The sequence below is a fragment of the Pectobacterium parmentieri genome (genome assembly GCF_001742145.1).
GTDB lineage: Bacteria > Pseudomonadota > Gammaproteobacteria > Enterobacterales > Enterobacteriaceae > Pectobacterium > Pectobacterium parmentieri.
In genome coordinates this window covers 269404-284169 of the sequence record NZ_CP015749.1, presented here as the reverse complement: position 1 = coordinate 284169, position 14766 = coordinate 269404, and the positions used below count along the sequence as shown (strand labels likewise).

13 protein-coding genes and 1 pseudogene are annotated in these 14766 nt (G+C 51.5%); 11 read left to right on the top strand and 3 right to left on the bottom strand.

Annotated elements, in window-relative coordinates:
- The first annotated feature begins 183 nt into the window (after positions 1-183).
- The 6 genes and pseudogenes from A8F97_RS01210 to A8F97_RS22860 all read left to right on the top strand — a co-directional run.
- Positions 184-915, top strand: coding sequence for an AzlC family ABC transporter permease (locus A8F97_RS01210; protein WP_014701152.1), 732 nt, complete (start codon positions 184-186; stop codon positions 913-915).
- On the top strand, positions 912-1241 hold the full coding sequence (ygaH, locus tag A8F97_RS01205) for an L-valine transporter subunit YgaH (protein WP_014701153.1): 330 nt from the start codon (positions 912-914) through the stop codon (positions 1239-1241). Before A8F97_RS01210 ends, ygaH begins: the two co-directional genes overlap by 4 nt.
- Before the next feature lie 189 nt (positions 1242-1430).
- Complete coding sequence (mprA, locus tag A8F97_RS01200; protein ID WP_014701154.1) at positions 1431-1946, top strand: transcriptional repressor MprA; 516 nt, start codon at positions 1431-1433, stop codon at positions 1944-1946.
- 265 nt (positions 1947-2211) lie between these two features.
- Positions 2212-3387 carry a multidrug efflux MFS transporter periplasmic adaptor subunit EmrA gene (gene emrA, locus A8F97_RS01195; protein WP_014701155.1) on the top strand — a complete coding sequence of 392 codons (1176 nt, stop codon included), beginning with the start codon at positions 2212-2214 and terminating at the stop codon, positions 3385-3387.
- A 17-nt stretch (positions 3388-3404) separates the two neighbouring features.
- Positions 3405-4940 carry a multidrug efflux MFS transporter permease subunit EmrB gene (gene emrB, locus A8F97_RS01190; RefSeq protein WP_014701156.1) on the top strand — a complete coding sequence of 512 codons (1536 nt, stop codon included), beginning with the start codon at positions 3405-3407 and terminating at the stop codon, positions 4938-4940.
- A gap of 99 nt (positions 4941-5039) precedes the next feature.
- A pseudogene (locus A8F97_RS22860) lies at positions 5040-5314 on the top strand (nucleoside transporter C-terminal domain-containing protein); the annotation flags it as partial.
- Positions 5315-5497: 183 nt separating this feature from the next.
- Here the strand turns inward: A8F97_RS22860 and A8F97_RS01180 are convergent.
- Both A8F97_RS01180 and A8F97_RS01175 read right to left on the bottom strand, forming a co-directional pair.
- Positions 5498-5947, bottom strand: a complete 450-nt coding sequence (locus A8F97_RS01180; RefSeq protein WP_014701157.1) for a DUF3574 domain-containing protein — start codon at positions 5945-5947, stop codon at positions 5498-5500.
- A 68-nt stretch (positions 5948-6015) separates the two neighbouring features.
- The gene (locus A8F97_RS01175; RefSeq protein WP_015731082.1) at positions 6016-7167 is read right to left on the bottom strand and encodes a tRNA/rRNA methyltransferase; all 1152 of its coding nucleotides are present in this window, start codon (positions 7165-7167) and stop codon (positions 6016-6018) included.
- A 249-nt stretch (positions 7168-7416) separates the two neighbouring features.
- Here A8F97_RS01175 and trxC point away from each other — a divergent pair, with 249 nt between their 5' ends.
- From trxC to A8F97_RS01150, 5 genes are all read left to right on the top strand, one after another.
- Positions 7417-7836 (top strand): thioredoxin TrxC, encoded by a 420-nt coding sequence (gene trxC, locus A8F97_RS01170; RefSeq protein ID WP_014701159.1) that lies wholly within the window; start codon positions 7417-7419, stop codon positions 7834-7836.
- Positions 7837-7971: 135 nt separating this feature from the next.
- A complete protein-coding gene (locus A8F97_RS01165) occupies positions 7972-8706 on the top strand; it encodes a tRNA-uridine aminocarboxypropyltransferase (RefSeq protein ID WP_014701160.1) in 735 nt (244 codons plus the stop codon).
- A gap of 32 nt (positions 8707-8738) precedes the next feature.
- Positions 8739-11387, top strand: a complete 2649-nt coding sequence (locus tag A8F97_RS01160; protein ID WP_015731083.1) for a bifunctional acetate--CoA ligase family protein/GNAT family N-acetyltransferase — start codon at positions 8739-8741, stop codon at positions 11385-11387.
- Between the two features lie 188 nt (positions 11388-11575).
- Positions 11576-12931 carry a CDP-diacylglycerol--serine O-phosphatidyltransferase gene (pssA, locus tag A8F97_RS01155; RefSeq protein WP_033071904.1) on the top strand — a complete coding sequence of 452 codons (1356 nt, stop codon included), beginning with the start codon at positions 11576-11578 and terminating at the stop codon, positions 12929-12931.
- A gap of 62 nt (positions 12932-12993) precedes the next feature.
- The gene (locus tag A8F97_RS01150) at positions 12994-13317 is read left to right on the top strand and encodes a YfiM family lipoprotein (RefSeq protein WP_015731084.1); all 324 of its coding nucleotides are present in this window, start codon (positions 12994-12996) and stop codon (positions 13315-13317) included.
- Here A8F97_RS01150 and A8F97_RS01145 read toward each other — a convergent pair.
- Positions 13314-14594, bottom strand: a complete 1281-nt coding sequence (locus A8F97_RS01145) for an MFS transporter (protein WP_014701164.1) — start codon at positions 14592-14594, stop codon at positions 13314-13316. The genes A8F97_RS01150 and A8F97_RS01145 overlap by 4 nt on opposite strands.
- Between the last annotated feature and the right edge of the window lie 172 nt (positions 14595-14766).

Here is a 14766-nt window from a genome sequence, read left to right as displayed (position 1 = left end):
CCTTCATATTTGCAACACGTTCGCGTGAGACTGTCTTATTTGAGACAGTTTCTCGCGAGAAAATTACGCCCGATACCATTGCATCAAAAACCATCACGCCTGTTCCGCAATAACGTGAAATTCCGGTAACGCTTTGCTAGTGTTACCGGTTAATTTCCTTTCAGTACAAAAAACATTAGGCCAGTGAATACATTAACTACCGCTACACCCAAAAAACCGGCGTCTTTTAGTGAAGGCGTATTTGATAGTGTGCCAATTGTTATCGGCTATATGCCTGTAGCATTTGCGTTTGGCATGAATGCCGTCAAACTAGGCTTTACTCCGCTGGAAGGCATTTTTCTTTCATGCATCATTTACGCGGGTGCCAGCCAGTTCGTCATCACCGCGTTGCTCAGCGCAGGCATGTCCATCTGGGTAGCGGCGCTGACCGTCATGGCGATGGATGTCCGCCATGTGCTGTATGGACCTGCACTGCGGCATCGCATTACACAGCGACTGCCGACCCGGAAAACGGCACTGTGGGCTTTCGGCTTGACGGACGAAGTATTTGCGGCAGCAGCCACTCGATTGGCGAAAGATAACCGACGTTGGTCAGAAGAGTGGATGATGGGCGTATCGCTTTTAGCCTGGCTCTCATGGGTGCTCGGCACGGTGATTGGCGCCGTGTTCGGTAACGGCCCATTGGATGACTACCCTGCCGTCGAAGCCGCGTTGTCCTTCATGCTTCCCGCGCTTTTCCTGAGCTTTTTGCTCGCCTCTTTCAAGCGAAAACAGAGTCTGGTTGTAGCCTGCGCACTAGGCGGCGCGCTGCTTGGATTGCTACTCTCTTCCATCCCGGCCGCAATACTACTCGGTATTCTCAGCGGCTGTCTGGCATCGCTGGTTAACCCCGACACACCGCAGGTGAACACATGAGTACAGAAGTCATTCTTATCGGGCTGATTGTGGGGTTAGTGAACTATCTCTTTCGTTATTTACCTCTGAGACTCAGCACCTCACGCGCTTCCGGTTCGCTGCAACGCGGTAAAAAGGCCTTGTTGCTGGATAGCATCGGCATTGCTTCGATCTGTGCGCTGCTGATCGTTTCCAGCGTGCCGGATATTCTCGCACATCACGAAAAGCTACTGCCAACGCTGACGGGTTTTATTATGCTGACCGCCTGTTTTTATAAAACCCGTAGTATCGTTTTATCGACGCTACTAGGGGCGCTGTGCTACGGCATTGCGTTTAAACTGCTCTGAATACGCAGCGGAAATTATCAATTAAGATTTTGATTTAGATAAAGTAAGTGACGAATAACCCTTACCTCTGGCTATTATCCGCTTACTTTCTGTCACATAAATAAGCACAATTTCCCACCCGAATGCCGTTTACCCATTTAGTAACATTAGTTACTATGCATGCCGTGATTAATGAGGTTTATATAAAAAATGGACAGTTCATTCACTCCTATAGAACAAATGCTCGATCTGCGTGCTTCACGCAAACCCGGTTTCCCACGTCAGGAAGTCTTGCTACTGCGTCTATTCATGCATGTTCAAGGCAAAATACTGGAAAATAGAAACAGAATGCTGAAAGATCAGGGCATCAATGAAACCCTTTTCATGGCATTACTGACGCTGGAATCTCAAGAGTCTTACAGTATTCAGCCGTCCGAACTCAGTGCCGCACTGGGGTCGTCACGCACCAATGCAACACGCATCGCTGACGATCTGGAGAAAAGAGGCTGGATAGAACGGCGCGAAAGCAGCAGTGACAGGCGCTGCCTGCATCTGCATCTAACAGAAGAAGGCAAAGCCTTTCTTGGTCAATTGATTCCACCACAGCACAACAGTCTCCATGTTCTTTGTTCAGCACTTGAATCCGGCGAGAAAAAACAGCTTGAAACGCTGATGAGAAAGCTCTTGGTTCGGCTGGATGAAATGGACGATTTCGACAACGTATAGCAGAAAAACAACAACAAAAATCATAACCAGCGCCTTTTTCTTTCACCCGGAACGCCCCGATGCTGATGTATCGGGCAGGTGAGTTTTGCTGCGAAAAATACGCATGATCTTTCCGCAGCAGCGGCGTGCGACTTAGCGCAACGGCAATCTCACGCTCCGGTGAGTTCCCCCGAGCTACACAGCAATATGAATTCATTGCGACTATCGCCAGGCGGCTCTGTCTGGCGCACTGGCCGATACAAAGAAAATAAAAAGAGAGAATAGCATGAGTGAAAGTGTGGAAAATCAGGTGCCGCAGACGCCGCAAAGAAACAAGAAACAGCAGCGGAAACGCGTGTTATCGCTGCTGACATTTATTTTCGTCGTGCTGGGCTGTGCTTGGCTAGTTTACTGGTTCCTGGTTCTCAGACATCACCAAAGCACTGACGATGCCTACGTCGCAGGCAACCAGATTCAGATCATGGCACAGGTTACAGGCAGCGTCACCCATGTGAACGTCGACAATACTGACTTTGTTAAGCAGGGACAGGTGTTAGTGGAGTTGGATCCTACCGATGCCCAGCAGGCATTCGAGCGCGCGAAAACCGCATTGGCTAACAGCGTGCGCCAAACGCATCAGTTGATTATCAACAGCAAACAATATCAGGCCAACATCGAACTGCGTCAGACAGAACTGAACAAGGCGCAAAGCGACTTAAGCCGCCGTGAAGCACTGGGCAGCGCGAATGCTATCGGGCGTGAAGAAGTACAGCATGCTCGCGATGCCGTCGCGACCGCCAAAGCAGCGTTGGAAGTGGCCAGACAACAATATCAGGCGAATCAGGCGATGATTCTGGATACACCGCTTGAGAAACAACCCGCCATACAGCAAGCCTCTGTAGAAATGCGCGATGCCTGGTTAGCGCTACAGCGCACCAAAATTGTCAGCCCGATTGACGGCTACATCTCACGCCGCAGCGTGCAGATTGGCGCTCGCATCTCCTCAACCTCAGCGCTGATGGCTGTCGTTCCCGCCAATCACCTGTGGGTTGATGCTAACTTCAAAGAGACGCAGCTAGCCAATATGCGCATCGGCCAACCCGCCACCGTGATCGCGGATATCTACGGCGATGACGTCGTGTATCAGGGAAAAGTGGTCGGCCTCGATATGGGAACCGGTAGCGCGTTTTCTCTGCTGCCAGCCCAGAACGCGACCGGAAACTGGATTAAAGTGGTTCAGCGCCTGCCAGTGCGTATTGAGATCGATCCGAAGCAGGTTGCCGAACATCCGTTGCGCATCGGCCTGTCTGCATTGGTCAATGTCGATACCGCCAATACCGAAGGCAGCGCGTTAGCAGAAACATCGCGCACCACGCCAGCCTACCAAAGTGATGCGCTGACGTTGGATCTCACCCCCGTTAACCAAGACATTAGCACCATTATTCAAGCCAATGCCGGTTAATCGACCAGGAGAGAAACGTGCAGAGAAAACCGCTTAAAGGCGCGAGTCTGGCCTGGATGACCGTTGCGCTGTCGCTGGCAACGTTCATGCAGGTGCTGGACTCCACCATCGCCAACGTCGCTATTCCGACCATCGCCGGTAATCTGGGTGCGTCCAACTCACAGGGAACATGGGTCATTACCTCATTCGGGGTCGCTAATGCTATCTCTATTCCTATCACCGGCTGGCTAGCCAAACGGTTCGGTGAAGTCCGCCTTTTTCTATGGTCAACGGCACTCTTCGCCCTGACGTCCTGGCTATGTGGTATGTCCACCAGCCTGGAAATGCTGATTTTCGCCCGCGTCTTGCAGGGGATCGTCGCCGGGCCGCTAATCCCGCTGTCACAGAGCCTGTTGTTAAGCAATTATCCCCCCGCTAAACGCAGCATCGCTCTGGCGCTGTGGTCAATGACCGTGGTGGTCGCACCGATCTGTGGCCCGATTTTGGGCGGCTGGATTAGCGATAACTATCACTGGGGCTGGATATTCTTCATCAACGTTCCACTCGGTATCGCCGTGGTGTTTATTGCGTTGCAAACGCTGCGTGGGCGAGAAACCAAAACGGAAATCAAGCCCATCGATACTATCGGGCTGGCGTTGTTGGTCGTTGGCATCGGCAGCCTTCAGATGATGCTCGACCGGGGCAAAGAGCTGGACTGGTTTAACTCGACGGAAATCATCACCCTCGCAGTGGTGGCGGTAATTGCGATAACGTTCCTGATTGTCTGGGAACTGACGGACGACCATCCGGTGGTGGATTTATCCCTATTTAAGTCGAGAAACTTCACCATTGGCTGTCTGTGTATCAGCCTCGCCTATATGTTTTACTTCGGGGCAATTGTGCTCTTGCCGCAGCTATTGCAGGAGGTGTATGGCTATACCGCCACCTGGGCAGGGTTGGCATCCGCCCCCGTTGGGCTGATGCCGGTGGTGCTGTCACCAATCATCGGTCGATTCGCGCCGCGTCTGGATATGCGCAAGCTGGTAACGTTCAGCTTTATCATGTATGCGGTCTGCTTTTACTGGCGTGCGTACACCTTCGAGCCAGGCATGGATTTCGGCGCGTCGGCCTGGCCGCAATTCGTACAGGGATTTGCCGTCGCCTGCTTCTTCATGCCACTGACGACGATTACGCTGTCGGGTCTTCCGCCTGAACGTTTGGCGGCAGCATCAAGTCTGTCGAACTTTGCCCGAACGCTGGCGGGATCGATCGGGACATCACTAACCACCACGCTCTGGACGCAGCGAGAGTCGCTGCACCATGCACACCTGACGGAATCTATCACGCCATATAATCCGATAGCACAGGAAACGTACCAGCAGCTTCAGGCTATGGGGATGAGTCAAACACAGGCCTCGGCTTACATCGCAGAGCAGATTACGGCACAGGGGCTGATTATTTCCGCCAATGAAATCTTCTGGGCCGCCGCAGGTGTATTTCTGGTATTGCTGGTGCTGGTCTGGTTTGCTAAACCGCCCTTTACCACTGGCGGTGGAGGCGGTGGCGCGCACTAACTGCCGAAATTGTCCTCCCTTCGGCCAGCCCATTGGCTGAAGGGGATCCTCTCGCTACCTTCCCTGATTAATCGACTGTTTCCCCAATTTTTATAGTGCGGTAGCATTATGGCAACCAAGCTGGTGGCCAATGAATTCGTTGCCATGATCGAATTGAAGAAGATCGCGGCAGAAATGTCGCCACGCGGTTTGAGGGTTTTATCTGTCTTCCTGATTTCCTTTGCCAACTTTACGTCAATCGACATTATCGCAAGTGCAATCGAAGGCGGAATGAAGCACAGGGCAACGTGGTATCGCGCTTCGGTCTGAAGCTGGTTTACGGCTCTACGCTGGTGAGTTTGCTGTCTGCGGCAGTAGCGGGAGTGGTGCTGTAGTCTTTTATTATAAATACATAGGTTAAAAACCATAACACTAATGACAGAGCCGCATATTAGGGGAAACACGGGGATGAGGTTCCCGCAGGGATGCCTCACCTCATGGTAGCCCCGAGTATCTCGATCTCATCACGATGATTTTCGACACTATCATCGGCCCCTTTTCAGGGGCTGATGAAAAAATCAGAAAGCGACGCAGACGGGAGCATCAATCCGCATGACGGATTCCTGTGCGAAACGTGATTTGTAGACGGTACGCAGCGCTTCAATATCACGCTCTTTATCAGCGCCGTGAATCAACATCAGCGCTTTGCTGTTCTCGCGGGCAACCTGTCCATTGTTCCCCAGCCATTGTCCTTTGGCATCAAACACCGTCAGCCCTTCTTTAAAGCGTGGCGTCACCTCACCGTCCAAAAATGCTTTCCACTCAGCATCAGTGATCACCGGGCCAGCAGGACGATTCAAACCAAAATATAGCGTGGTCTGTACCTGCTTGTCGCCAATCTGGCACACATCAGCGCTTGATGCAGCAGCAACCGCTGCGGATGAGCGCGGCAGCGAACTACAACCGCTTGCCAGCAATGCGCTCAACAGTAGCGATACCGCGATAACGTTTTGCTTTTTCTGCTTCATCAATCGTTCTCCCATCCGTGGCGATGTCTTCTCAGAGGGAAAATCCCCCTGAGAATCGACACGTGATATCAGGCCTGATTCTGTCGCCACCATTCGGACAGCAAAATGCCCGTTGCGACTGAAATGTTCAGGCTTTCAACCTTACCCGTACCGCCGATAGAGACTTTCACGTCCCCTTGTTGCCAGGCGCTATCCGACAGGCCATCACCTTCCTGACCTAGCACAATCACGGTTTTCGCCGGAAGTGTCGCTTGCGACAATGCCGTACCTTTATGGCTGGAGGTGGTCACGATGGTGTAGCCTGCGTGACGGAACTCCGCCAGCACAGACAGGAAATCGTCAGCGTTAATCGCTTTAACGTGTTCCGCTCCGCCTTCTGCCGTGCGTACCGCCGCACCGGACTCCAGCAACGCTGCATCCTGAACCAGCACGCCTTTCACGCCGAAATGCGCACAGCTACGCATAATGCCGCCGAGGTTATGCGGGTTGCCCACATCTTCCAGCGCCAGTACACAGTCATTCTCACCAGCCGTTTTCAGGTACTCACGCACATCCATTCCCTGACGCTTTTTAATCAGGAAGCAGACGCCGCCGTGGTGTTCAGTACCGGAAGCCTTAATCAACTCTTCCTCTTCCACAACGTGGTAAGCCTTGCGGTTCGCCGCCATCCAGCGCAGTGCATCGCGGAAACGCGGCGTCACTTCTTGCAGGAACCAGGCACGAACAATCACCTCAGAACGGTTTTTAAACAACGCCTGACAGGCATTTTCACCATAGACACGTGTTTCTTCCTGACGCTGGCGACGCAGTTGTTCAGGATCGATCTGACTCTTGCCAGTAATACCGCCGTGATCCGGCGTGTCGCTCTCGCTTGGCGCACGAGACACGGTTTTCCACGGTGATTCATAACCACCAGTGTCTTCACCACGTGGGCGACGAGGCTTGTCGCTGCTGCGTTCGTTACGATCTTTATTGCCCCACGGCGTTTTCGCACTGCTATCGCCGTCACGGGACGGATTTTCCCGAGCATAACGCGGGTTAACATCACGCGGATGTTTCGGCTTTTCACGCTGATCGCGAGAGCCACCACCATCACGCCGATCGCCACGACGATCTTTGTCAGCAGGGCGCTTGTTTTTATTCTCTTTCTCGCCCTCATCATCACTGCGGACGTACATCACACGGACTTTGCCGCTTTTACTATTGAATGAATCGCTCATTGTTCTCTCCACCTACGCGCTGGGCGCGAAGATTACCTTATGTACACCCGCTTAGCCACACGCTTGTGGTAAAAGAGCGCTAACAGTCAGAAGCTATTGTAGCTATTGGGCAAACCACGTTGTTGCCATAATCTCTCCCCACCATAATTTATTCACTCTTAAGCAACATGCCGTTGACGTTCCAATGCCGTATTGCGTGCATTTTATCAGCGACATCTTTATTTTAGTCCTTTTATCTGAGGCCCTGTTATGAATACGGTATGTGGATCTTGCCAAACAACCAATCGCCTGCCTGAAGCGCGTATTGATGACCATGCAAAATGTGGTCGTTGCGGAGAAGCCTTATTCAGCGGTGACATCATCAATGCCACAGAAACAACGCTCGACAAGCTGTTACAGGACGATCTTCCCATCGTGGTCGATTTCTGGGCCCCCTGGTGCGGCCCCTGCGTCAACTTTGCCCCGGTGTTTGAAAACGTCGCACAGGAGCGGAGCGGGAAAATCCGCTTTATTAAGGTCAATACCGAAGCCGAACCGGCACTCAGCGCCCGTTTTCGCATCCGCAGTATTCCAACCCTCATGATCTTTAAACAGGGCCAGATGGTCGACATCCTCAACGGCGCACTGCCAAAAGCCCAGTTTGAGGAATGGTTGGATGAATCACTGTAGAAAACTCTGGGGCATTATTGCCCCACCTCTTTTGGTCAACCCGTCTGTCGATTAGAATGTCGTCTTTCTGAACCGGCTTCCCAATAATTAAAATGAAGCAGGTTCGTTGCAGAATCTCATGGCGTCATCTATTTCATGCTCAACCGCCCTTTTGTGAACAACAATGCCGTACTCCGCCTGCGTCAGCAACGTCTTGAGCAGTCAACCAAACCATTTCGCGCCCGCGGCTGCCGCGTAGTACGCTGCCAGCAGTGTTTATTACCCGCGACCAACTGCCTGTGCCACACCATTCAGGCGCAGCAATCCCGCAGCCGCGTCTGCCTGGTGATGTTTGATACCGAACCGTTAAAACCAAGCAATACCGGACGTCTCATCGCCGATATTCTGCCCGATACACAGGCGTTTCGCTGGTCACGCACCGAGCCCGATCCCAAGTTGCTTGCCACTCTGCAAGACCCAGATATTCAGCCCTATCTTGTCTTCCTTGCCGATGCGGCAGAGGAAGGACGTCAGGTGTTTCAACAGCTTCCACCAACGGAAAAACCCGCCCTGTTTGTCTTACTCGACGGCACCTGGCCGGAAGCGCGTAAAATGTTCCGCAAAAGCCCCTATTTGGACAATCTGCCGATCCTGTCGCTGAATGTAGAGGCGCTGTCCCGCTACCAACTACGTGAAGCCAGCAGTGCAGGACAGCACTGCACCGCCGAGATTGCCATCGCCCTGCTGGCACAGGCAGGGGATGTCGTCGCGGCTGATGCGCTATCACAGCATTTTGATCGTTTCCGCCGACACTATCTGGCGGGGAAATCACACCACAGTTTGCGGGAAAGTTTACCCATCGTCACAGCACAATCGGCAGAAAGCGTTTAGTATCAAAGGGGATTGATGTGAAGGAGTGACGCATGAGCCAGCGCGGATTGGAAGCACTGTTACGCCCTAAGTCTATTGCCGTTCTCGGCGCATCAGAAAAACCGGGACGGGCCGGTTTTTTGATGATGAAAAACCTGCTGGACGGCCATTTCAGCGGCCCCGTGCTACCTGTTACGCCAAAATATCGTGCCGTTTGCGGCGTGCTGGCCTATCCCACTGTCGCCAGCCTGCCCACGACGCCCGACCTTGCCGTGATTTGTACCAACGCCAGCCGTAACCTAACGCTGTTAGAGGAACTGGGGCAGAAAGGCTGTAAAACCGTCATCATCCTCTCCGCACCGCCGACCCAGTTCAGCGAATTAAAGGCCTGTGCCGTGCGCTACCACATGCGTCTGCTTGGCCCCAACAGCCTCGGGCTACTCGCGCCTTGGCAAGGTCTGAATGCCAGTTTCTCTCCCGTTCCCATAATGAAAGGAAAGCTGGCATTTATTTCGCAGTCAGCCGCCGTTTCCAACACGATACTGGACTGGGCGCAGCAGCGCGGTATTGGCTTTTCCTATTTCATCGCTTTGGGCGACAGCCTGGATATTGATGTCGACGATCTGTTAGATTTTTTGGCTCGCGATGGCAAAACCAGCGCCATTTTGCTGCATCTGGAACATATCAGCGATGCGCGCCGCTTTCTTTCCGCTTCCCGCAGCGCCTCCCGAAATAAGCCGATACTGGTGATAAAAAGCGGTCGTAGCCAGCAGGCACAGCAGTTACTGAATGACCAGCGCCACGGATTGGATGCCGCCTATGACGCCGCCATTCAACGTGCTGGTTTACTGCGGGTACGGGATACCCATGAGCTTTTTTCCGCAGTGGAAACGTTAAGCCACCTGCGGCCGCTGCGCGGTGAACGCTTGATGTTAGTCAGCAACGGCGCATCCCCAGCCGCACAGGCGCTGGATCAGCTTCTCAGTCGGCAAGGCAAACTCGCACAGCTCAGTGATGTGACACGACAAGCGCTACAGGAAGCATTGCCGCACTCCATCACTATCGGCAATCCGCTCGATCTACGCGATGATGCGACAGCGGCTCGCTATCTGTCAGCAGTGTCGGTATTGCTGGACAGCAATGACGTCGATGCACTCTTAATTATTCATGCACCCAGCGCCGCCGCTCCCGGCACCGATAGCGCCGCACAGTTGATTACACTCTTCCAACAACATCCGCGTGGAAAAAGGATCACGCTGCTAACCAACTGGTGTGGTGAATTTTCTTCACAGGAAGCGCGACGCTTGTTTAATGACGCGGGTATTCCTACCTATCGCACACCAGAAGGCGCGGTAACGGCATTTATGCATATCGTCGAGTATCGGCGCAATCAGAAACAGCTAAAGGAAACACCAGCACTGCCGCTGAATTTGGGTATCAACGCCAGCCAGGCACACGCGCTGATTCAGCAGGCACTGTCAGATGGCGTCACTCAGTTGGATACGCATGAAGTTCAACCGATCCTGCAAGCCTATGGTTTGAATACGTTACCCACCTGGATTGCTGGGGACAGTGTAGAAGCCGTCCATATCGCCGAGCAAATTGGCTACCCGGTCGCGATTAAGCTGAGATCGCCAGATATTCCGCATAAATCGGAAGTACAGGGCGTCATGCTATATCTGCAAACCGCCAGAGAAGTCCAACAGGCAGCAGATGCAATTCTTGACCGGGTGAAACGCACCTATCCACAGGCGCGCATTTACGGCCTGTTGGTACAGAGCATGGCAAACCGAGCAGGCGCACAGGAACTCAGGATTGCCGTCGAACAGGATCCCGTTTTCGGCCCGTTGATTATGTTAGGAGAAGGCGGCGTTGAGTGGCGAGAAAAACAGGCCGCCGTCGCACTGCCCCCGCTGAATATGACGCTGGCCCGTTATTTGGTACTACAGGCAGTGAAAGGCGGCAAGATTCGGGAATACAGCGCGTTACGTCCGCTGGATATTCCCGCGCTCAGCCGCTTACTGGTTCAAGTTTCCAATTTGATTCTCGACTGCCCTGAAATTTCACGGCTAGATATTCATCCTCTGCTGGCATCCGGGGACACCTTTACGCTGCTGGATGTCACACTGCATCTGACGCCGTTCAGCGGCGATCCGCAGTCGAGGCTGGCGATCCGTCCCTATCCACACGAACTGGAAGAAACGGTCATCCTCAAAAACAGTGATATTTGCCTGTTCCGACCCATCTTGCCGGAAGACGAACCGCTGCTCAGCGCGTTCATTGCCAGAGTGACGAAGGAGGATCTGTATTACCGTTATTTCAGCGAAATTAATGAATTTACTCACGAAGACTTAGCCAATATGACGCAAATTGACTACGATCGTGAGATGGCATTCGTTGCTGTGCGCCAGATCGGAGAAGAGAATGAGATTATTGGTGTAACGCGCGCAATTTCCGATCCAGATAATACAGATGCAGAATTTGCCGTGCTGGTGCGATCCGATCTAAAAGGACTCGGCCTTGGCAGACGGCTGTTGGAAAAGCTGATTGATTACGCCCGAGCGCATGGTCTCTCCCGCTTGACCGGCATTACCATGCCGCATAACCAAGGTATGGTTCAGCTTTCCAAAAAGCTCGGTTTTCACATCAACGTACAATTAGAAGAGGGTATTGTGACACTGGAATTGCCGCTGAAAGACTGATCGCAAGAGGTAGTATGGCGAACGGTGATTCCGGCCAACGGCAAAACAGACTCACTACTGCCGGAAAGTAATGGTATTATCGCCCATTCGGCTACTCCTTAACTTTTGATAATGACCAGAAGGTCATATACCCTAATGCAGCTTGAAGTATGGTGGGTATAAACTGATGAGAGAAGAAACGCACTGTGATGCTGTCAAATTTTAAACGCAATAAATACCAACAGCACCTTGCACAACTGCCCAGAATTCCTCAGAACGCAGATGATGTTCAGACGTTGCATTCACCTGAACTTTTCCGCACAACACTGATTAACGCCATTTTGAGTGCGAAAAAGCGCGTCTATATCGTGGCATTATATCTTGAGCGTGATGATGGCGGTATCGGCGTTCTATCCGCAATTTATGAAGCCAAACGGCAGTGCCCCGAACTGGACGTCCGCGTTCTGGTAGACTGGCATCGTGCTCAGCGTGGCAGGATCGGCGCGGTGGCGGAAAATACCAATGCCGATTGGTATTGCGACATGGCGAAAAAACACCCAGATACGCATTTCCCTATCTACGGCATTCCTGTCAACACACGCGAAGCGTTAGGCGTGCTGCACCTGAAAGGGTTTATTGTCGATGACACCGTCATCTACAGCGGCGCTAGCCTGAATGATGTTTACCTGCATCAGCATCAAAAATACCGTTATGACCGCTATCAGTTAATTCATAACCCAGTATTGGCTGAGACGATGGTGCAATATATCCAGACAATGCTGTCGGCCCCGGCAGTGCAGCGGTTAGATCATACCGATCGCCCGAAGAGTCTGGAAATCAAAAATGATATCAAACAATTCCGTCAAGCATTACGTACCGCCAATTATCTGGCTCCGGAACATCGCGCAGATGCAAGCGAGTTAACCGTCACACCATTGGTCGGGCTAGGAAAGCAAAGTCCACTGAATAAGACCATACATCACCTGATGTACTGCACTGATGAAAATTTGGTCATCTGTACTCCGTATTTCAACCTGCCTGCGCTGCTGGTCAGAAATATCATCCGACTCTTGCGGGACGGCAAAAAAGTAGAAATTATTATCGGCGATAAAACCGCTAACGATTTCTATATTCCAGAAGACCAGCCTTTCAAAATCATCGGTGCATTACCGTATCTCTACGAGATTAACCTTCGCCGTTTCCTGAGTCGTCTGGAGCGCTACATTGAGAATCAGCAGCTTGTTGTGCGGCTATGGAAAGACGGAGATAACAGCTTCCACCTGAAAGGTATGTGGGTGGACGATAAGTGGCAGTTACTGACGGGGAACAACCTTAACCCCCGCGCATGGCGCTTGGATCTGGAAAATGCCATCTTGATTCACGATCCTCAGCAGGTTCTATTGCAGCAACGTCTGGATGAGCTGGACACGATAAGAACGCACACTCACGTTGTAAAAAGCTATCTGGAGCTGGAAAGCATCGCGCAATATCCAGTGAAAGTCCGCAAACTAATACGGCGTCTACGCCGTATTCGGATAGACCGGCTCATTAGTCGTATTCTCTAAAACCCGCGCTATACTTTGAAAAACCTCGGCTTCCGAGGTTTTTTATTATTATGGGGAAAGCCATGCGCCTACTGTGTATTGCCGCAATGATTTGCTGCTCTGGATGTAGCCATATCGCGCAAGATCGTTGGACCGGACAAGATAAAGCCCAACACTTTCTCGCGTCAGCCGCCATCAGCGCCGCCGGGTATGAATATGGTACTCATCAGCGCTGGAGTGCAAACCGTAGCGGAGGATTCGGTATTATGCTGGCAATCAGCGTGGGCATGGCAAAAGAGCTTTATGATAGTCGGGAAGGCGGGACAGGATGGAGCTGGCAAGATCTTGTTTGGGATATAGCCGGTGCAACCACCGGCTATGCACTATGGCAATTATCTGAACACTAAAGCTTCATTCCTTTGCCTTTACGATGCAGCGTTAATGACACAATAAACGCAACCGCCCCCATCACTGATACATACCAGAAAAACGTCGTTTCCATGCCAAAGGATTTCAGTGAAAGTGCAACATACTCCGCCGAACCACCAAACAATGCATTAGCCACAGCGTAAGACAAGCCAACGCCTAACGCCCGGACTTCGGGTGGGAACATTTCTGCTTTTAAAATGCCGCTGATCGACGTGTAGAAGCTGACAATAATCAGTGAAAGCATCACCAACGAGAAAGCAAGGATAGGACTCGTTACACTCTGTAGAACCGTTAGAATGGGAACCGTCAGCAGCGCCGCAAGCCCGCCGAAGCAAAGCATTGAACTACGACGGCCAATTTTATCCGACATTGCACCAAAGAAGGGTTGCAGCAGCATAAAGATAAATAATGCAAGGGTCATTAGCCCGCTCGCCGTTTTCGCATGCATCCCTGCCGTATTCACCAGATACTTTTGCATATAAGTGGTGAACGTATAAAAAGCTAAAGAACCACCGGCTGTAAACCCTAGAACAGTAATAAAAGCACGGCGATGTTTCCACAAACCTGCCAGCGAACCAGCATCTTTATGCGCGCGAGTCGTTTTATCTGATGTTTCATTCAGCGAACGGCGTAAATAAAGCGCCACGATCGCCAAAACAGCGCCGAGAGCAAAAGGAATACGCCATCCCCACGCACGCAAATCTTCATCGCTCAGAATCTGCTGCAATATTACAACCACTAACAGCGCCAACAATTGACCGCCAATCAGCGTGACATACTGGAAAGAAGCATAGAATCCTTTTCTTCCCTCAACAGCGACTTCACTCATATACGTTGCGCTGGTGCCATATTCCCCACCGACAGAAAGCCCCTGAAATAAACGGGCTAATAACAGTAAAAACGGAGCCCAGGTGCCAATACTTTCATACCCCGGTAGGCAGGCAATAACCAGAGATCCAAAGCACATCATGCAAACCGAAATTAGCATTGAATTTTTACGACCATGCTTGTCAGCAATATAACCGAAAAGCCAACCGCCTATCGGTCTCATTAAAAAGCCTGCTGCAAAAACCCCTGCGGTTTGTAGTAATTGAGTTGTGGTATTTCCCGAAGGGAAAAAGATATGGGCAAAATAGATTGAGCAAAAGGAATAAACATAAAAATCAAACCACTCAACTAAATTACCCGATGAAGCGCCAACGATAGCTCGGATGCGCTGGCGCGTATCTTTCGCATTTTCTGTTAGATCAGTCATCTTATTTTATTCTCCTATTTTTCCGGGCATAAAACGATGCCCGCTATAGTAAAGCAGTACTTAAACCCTGAGGCAAAAAGTTCCTGATTGTAATAATTTATTAATGTAGTGACGTAACTCAATAGCTTTATTGTATTTAGCTGGAATATAGATAAACGAATCGTTAATAAAC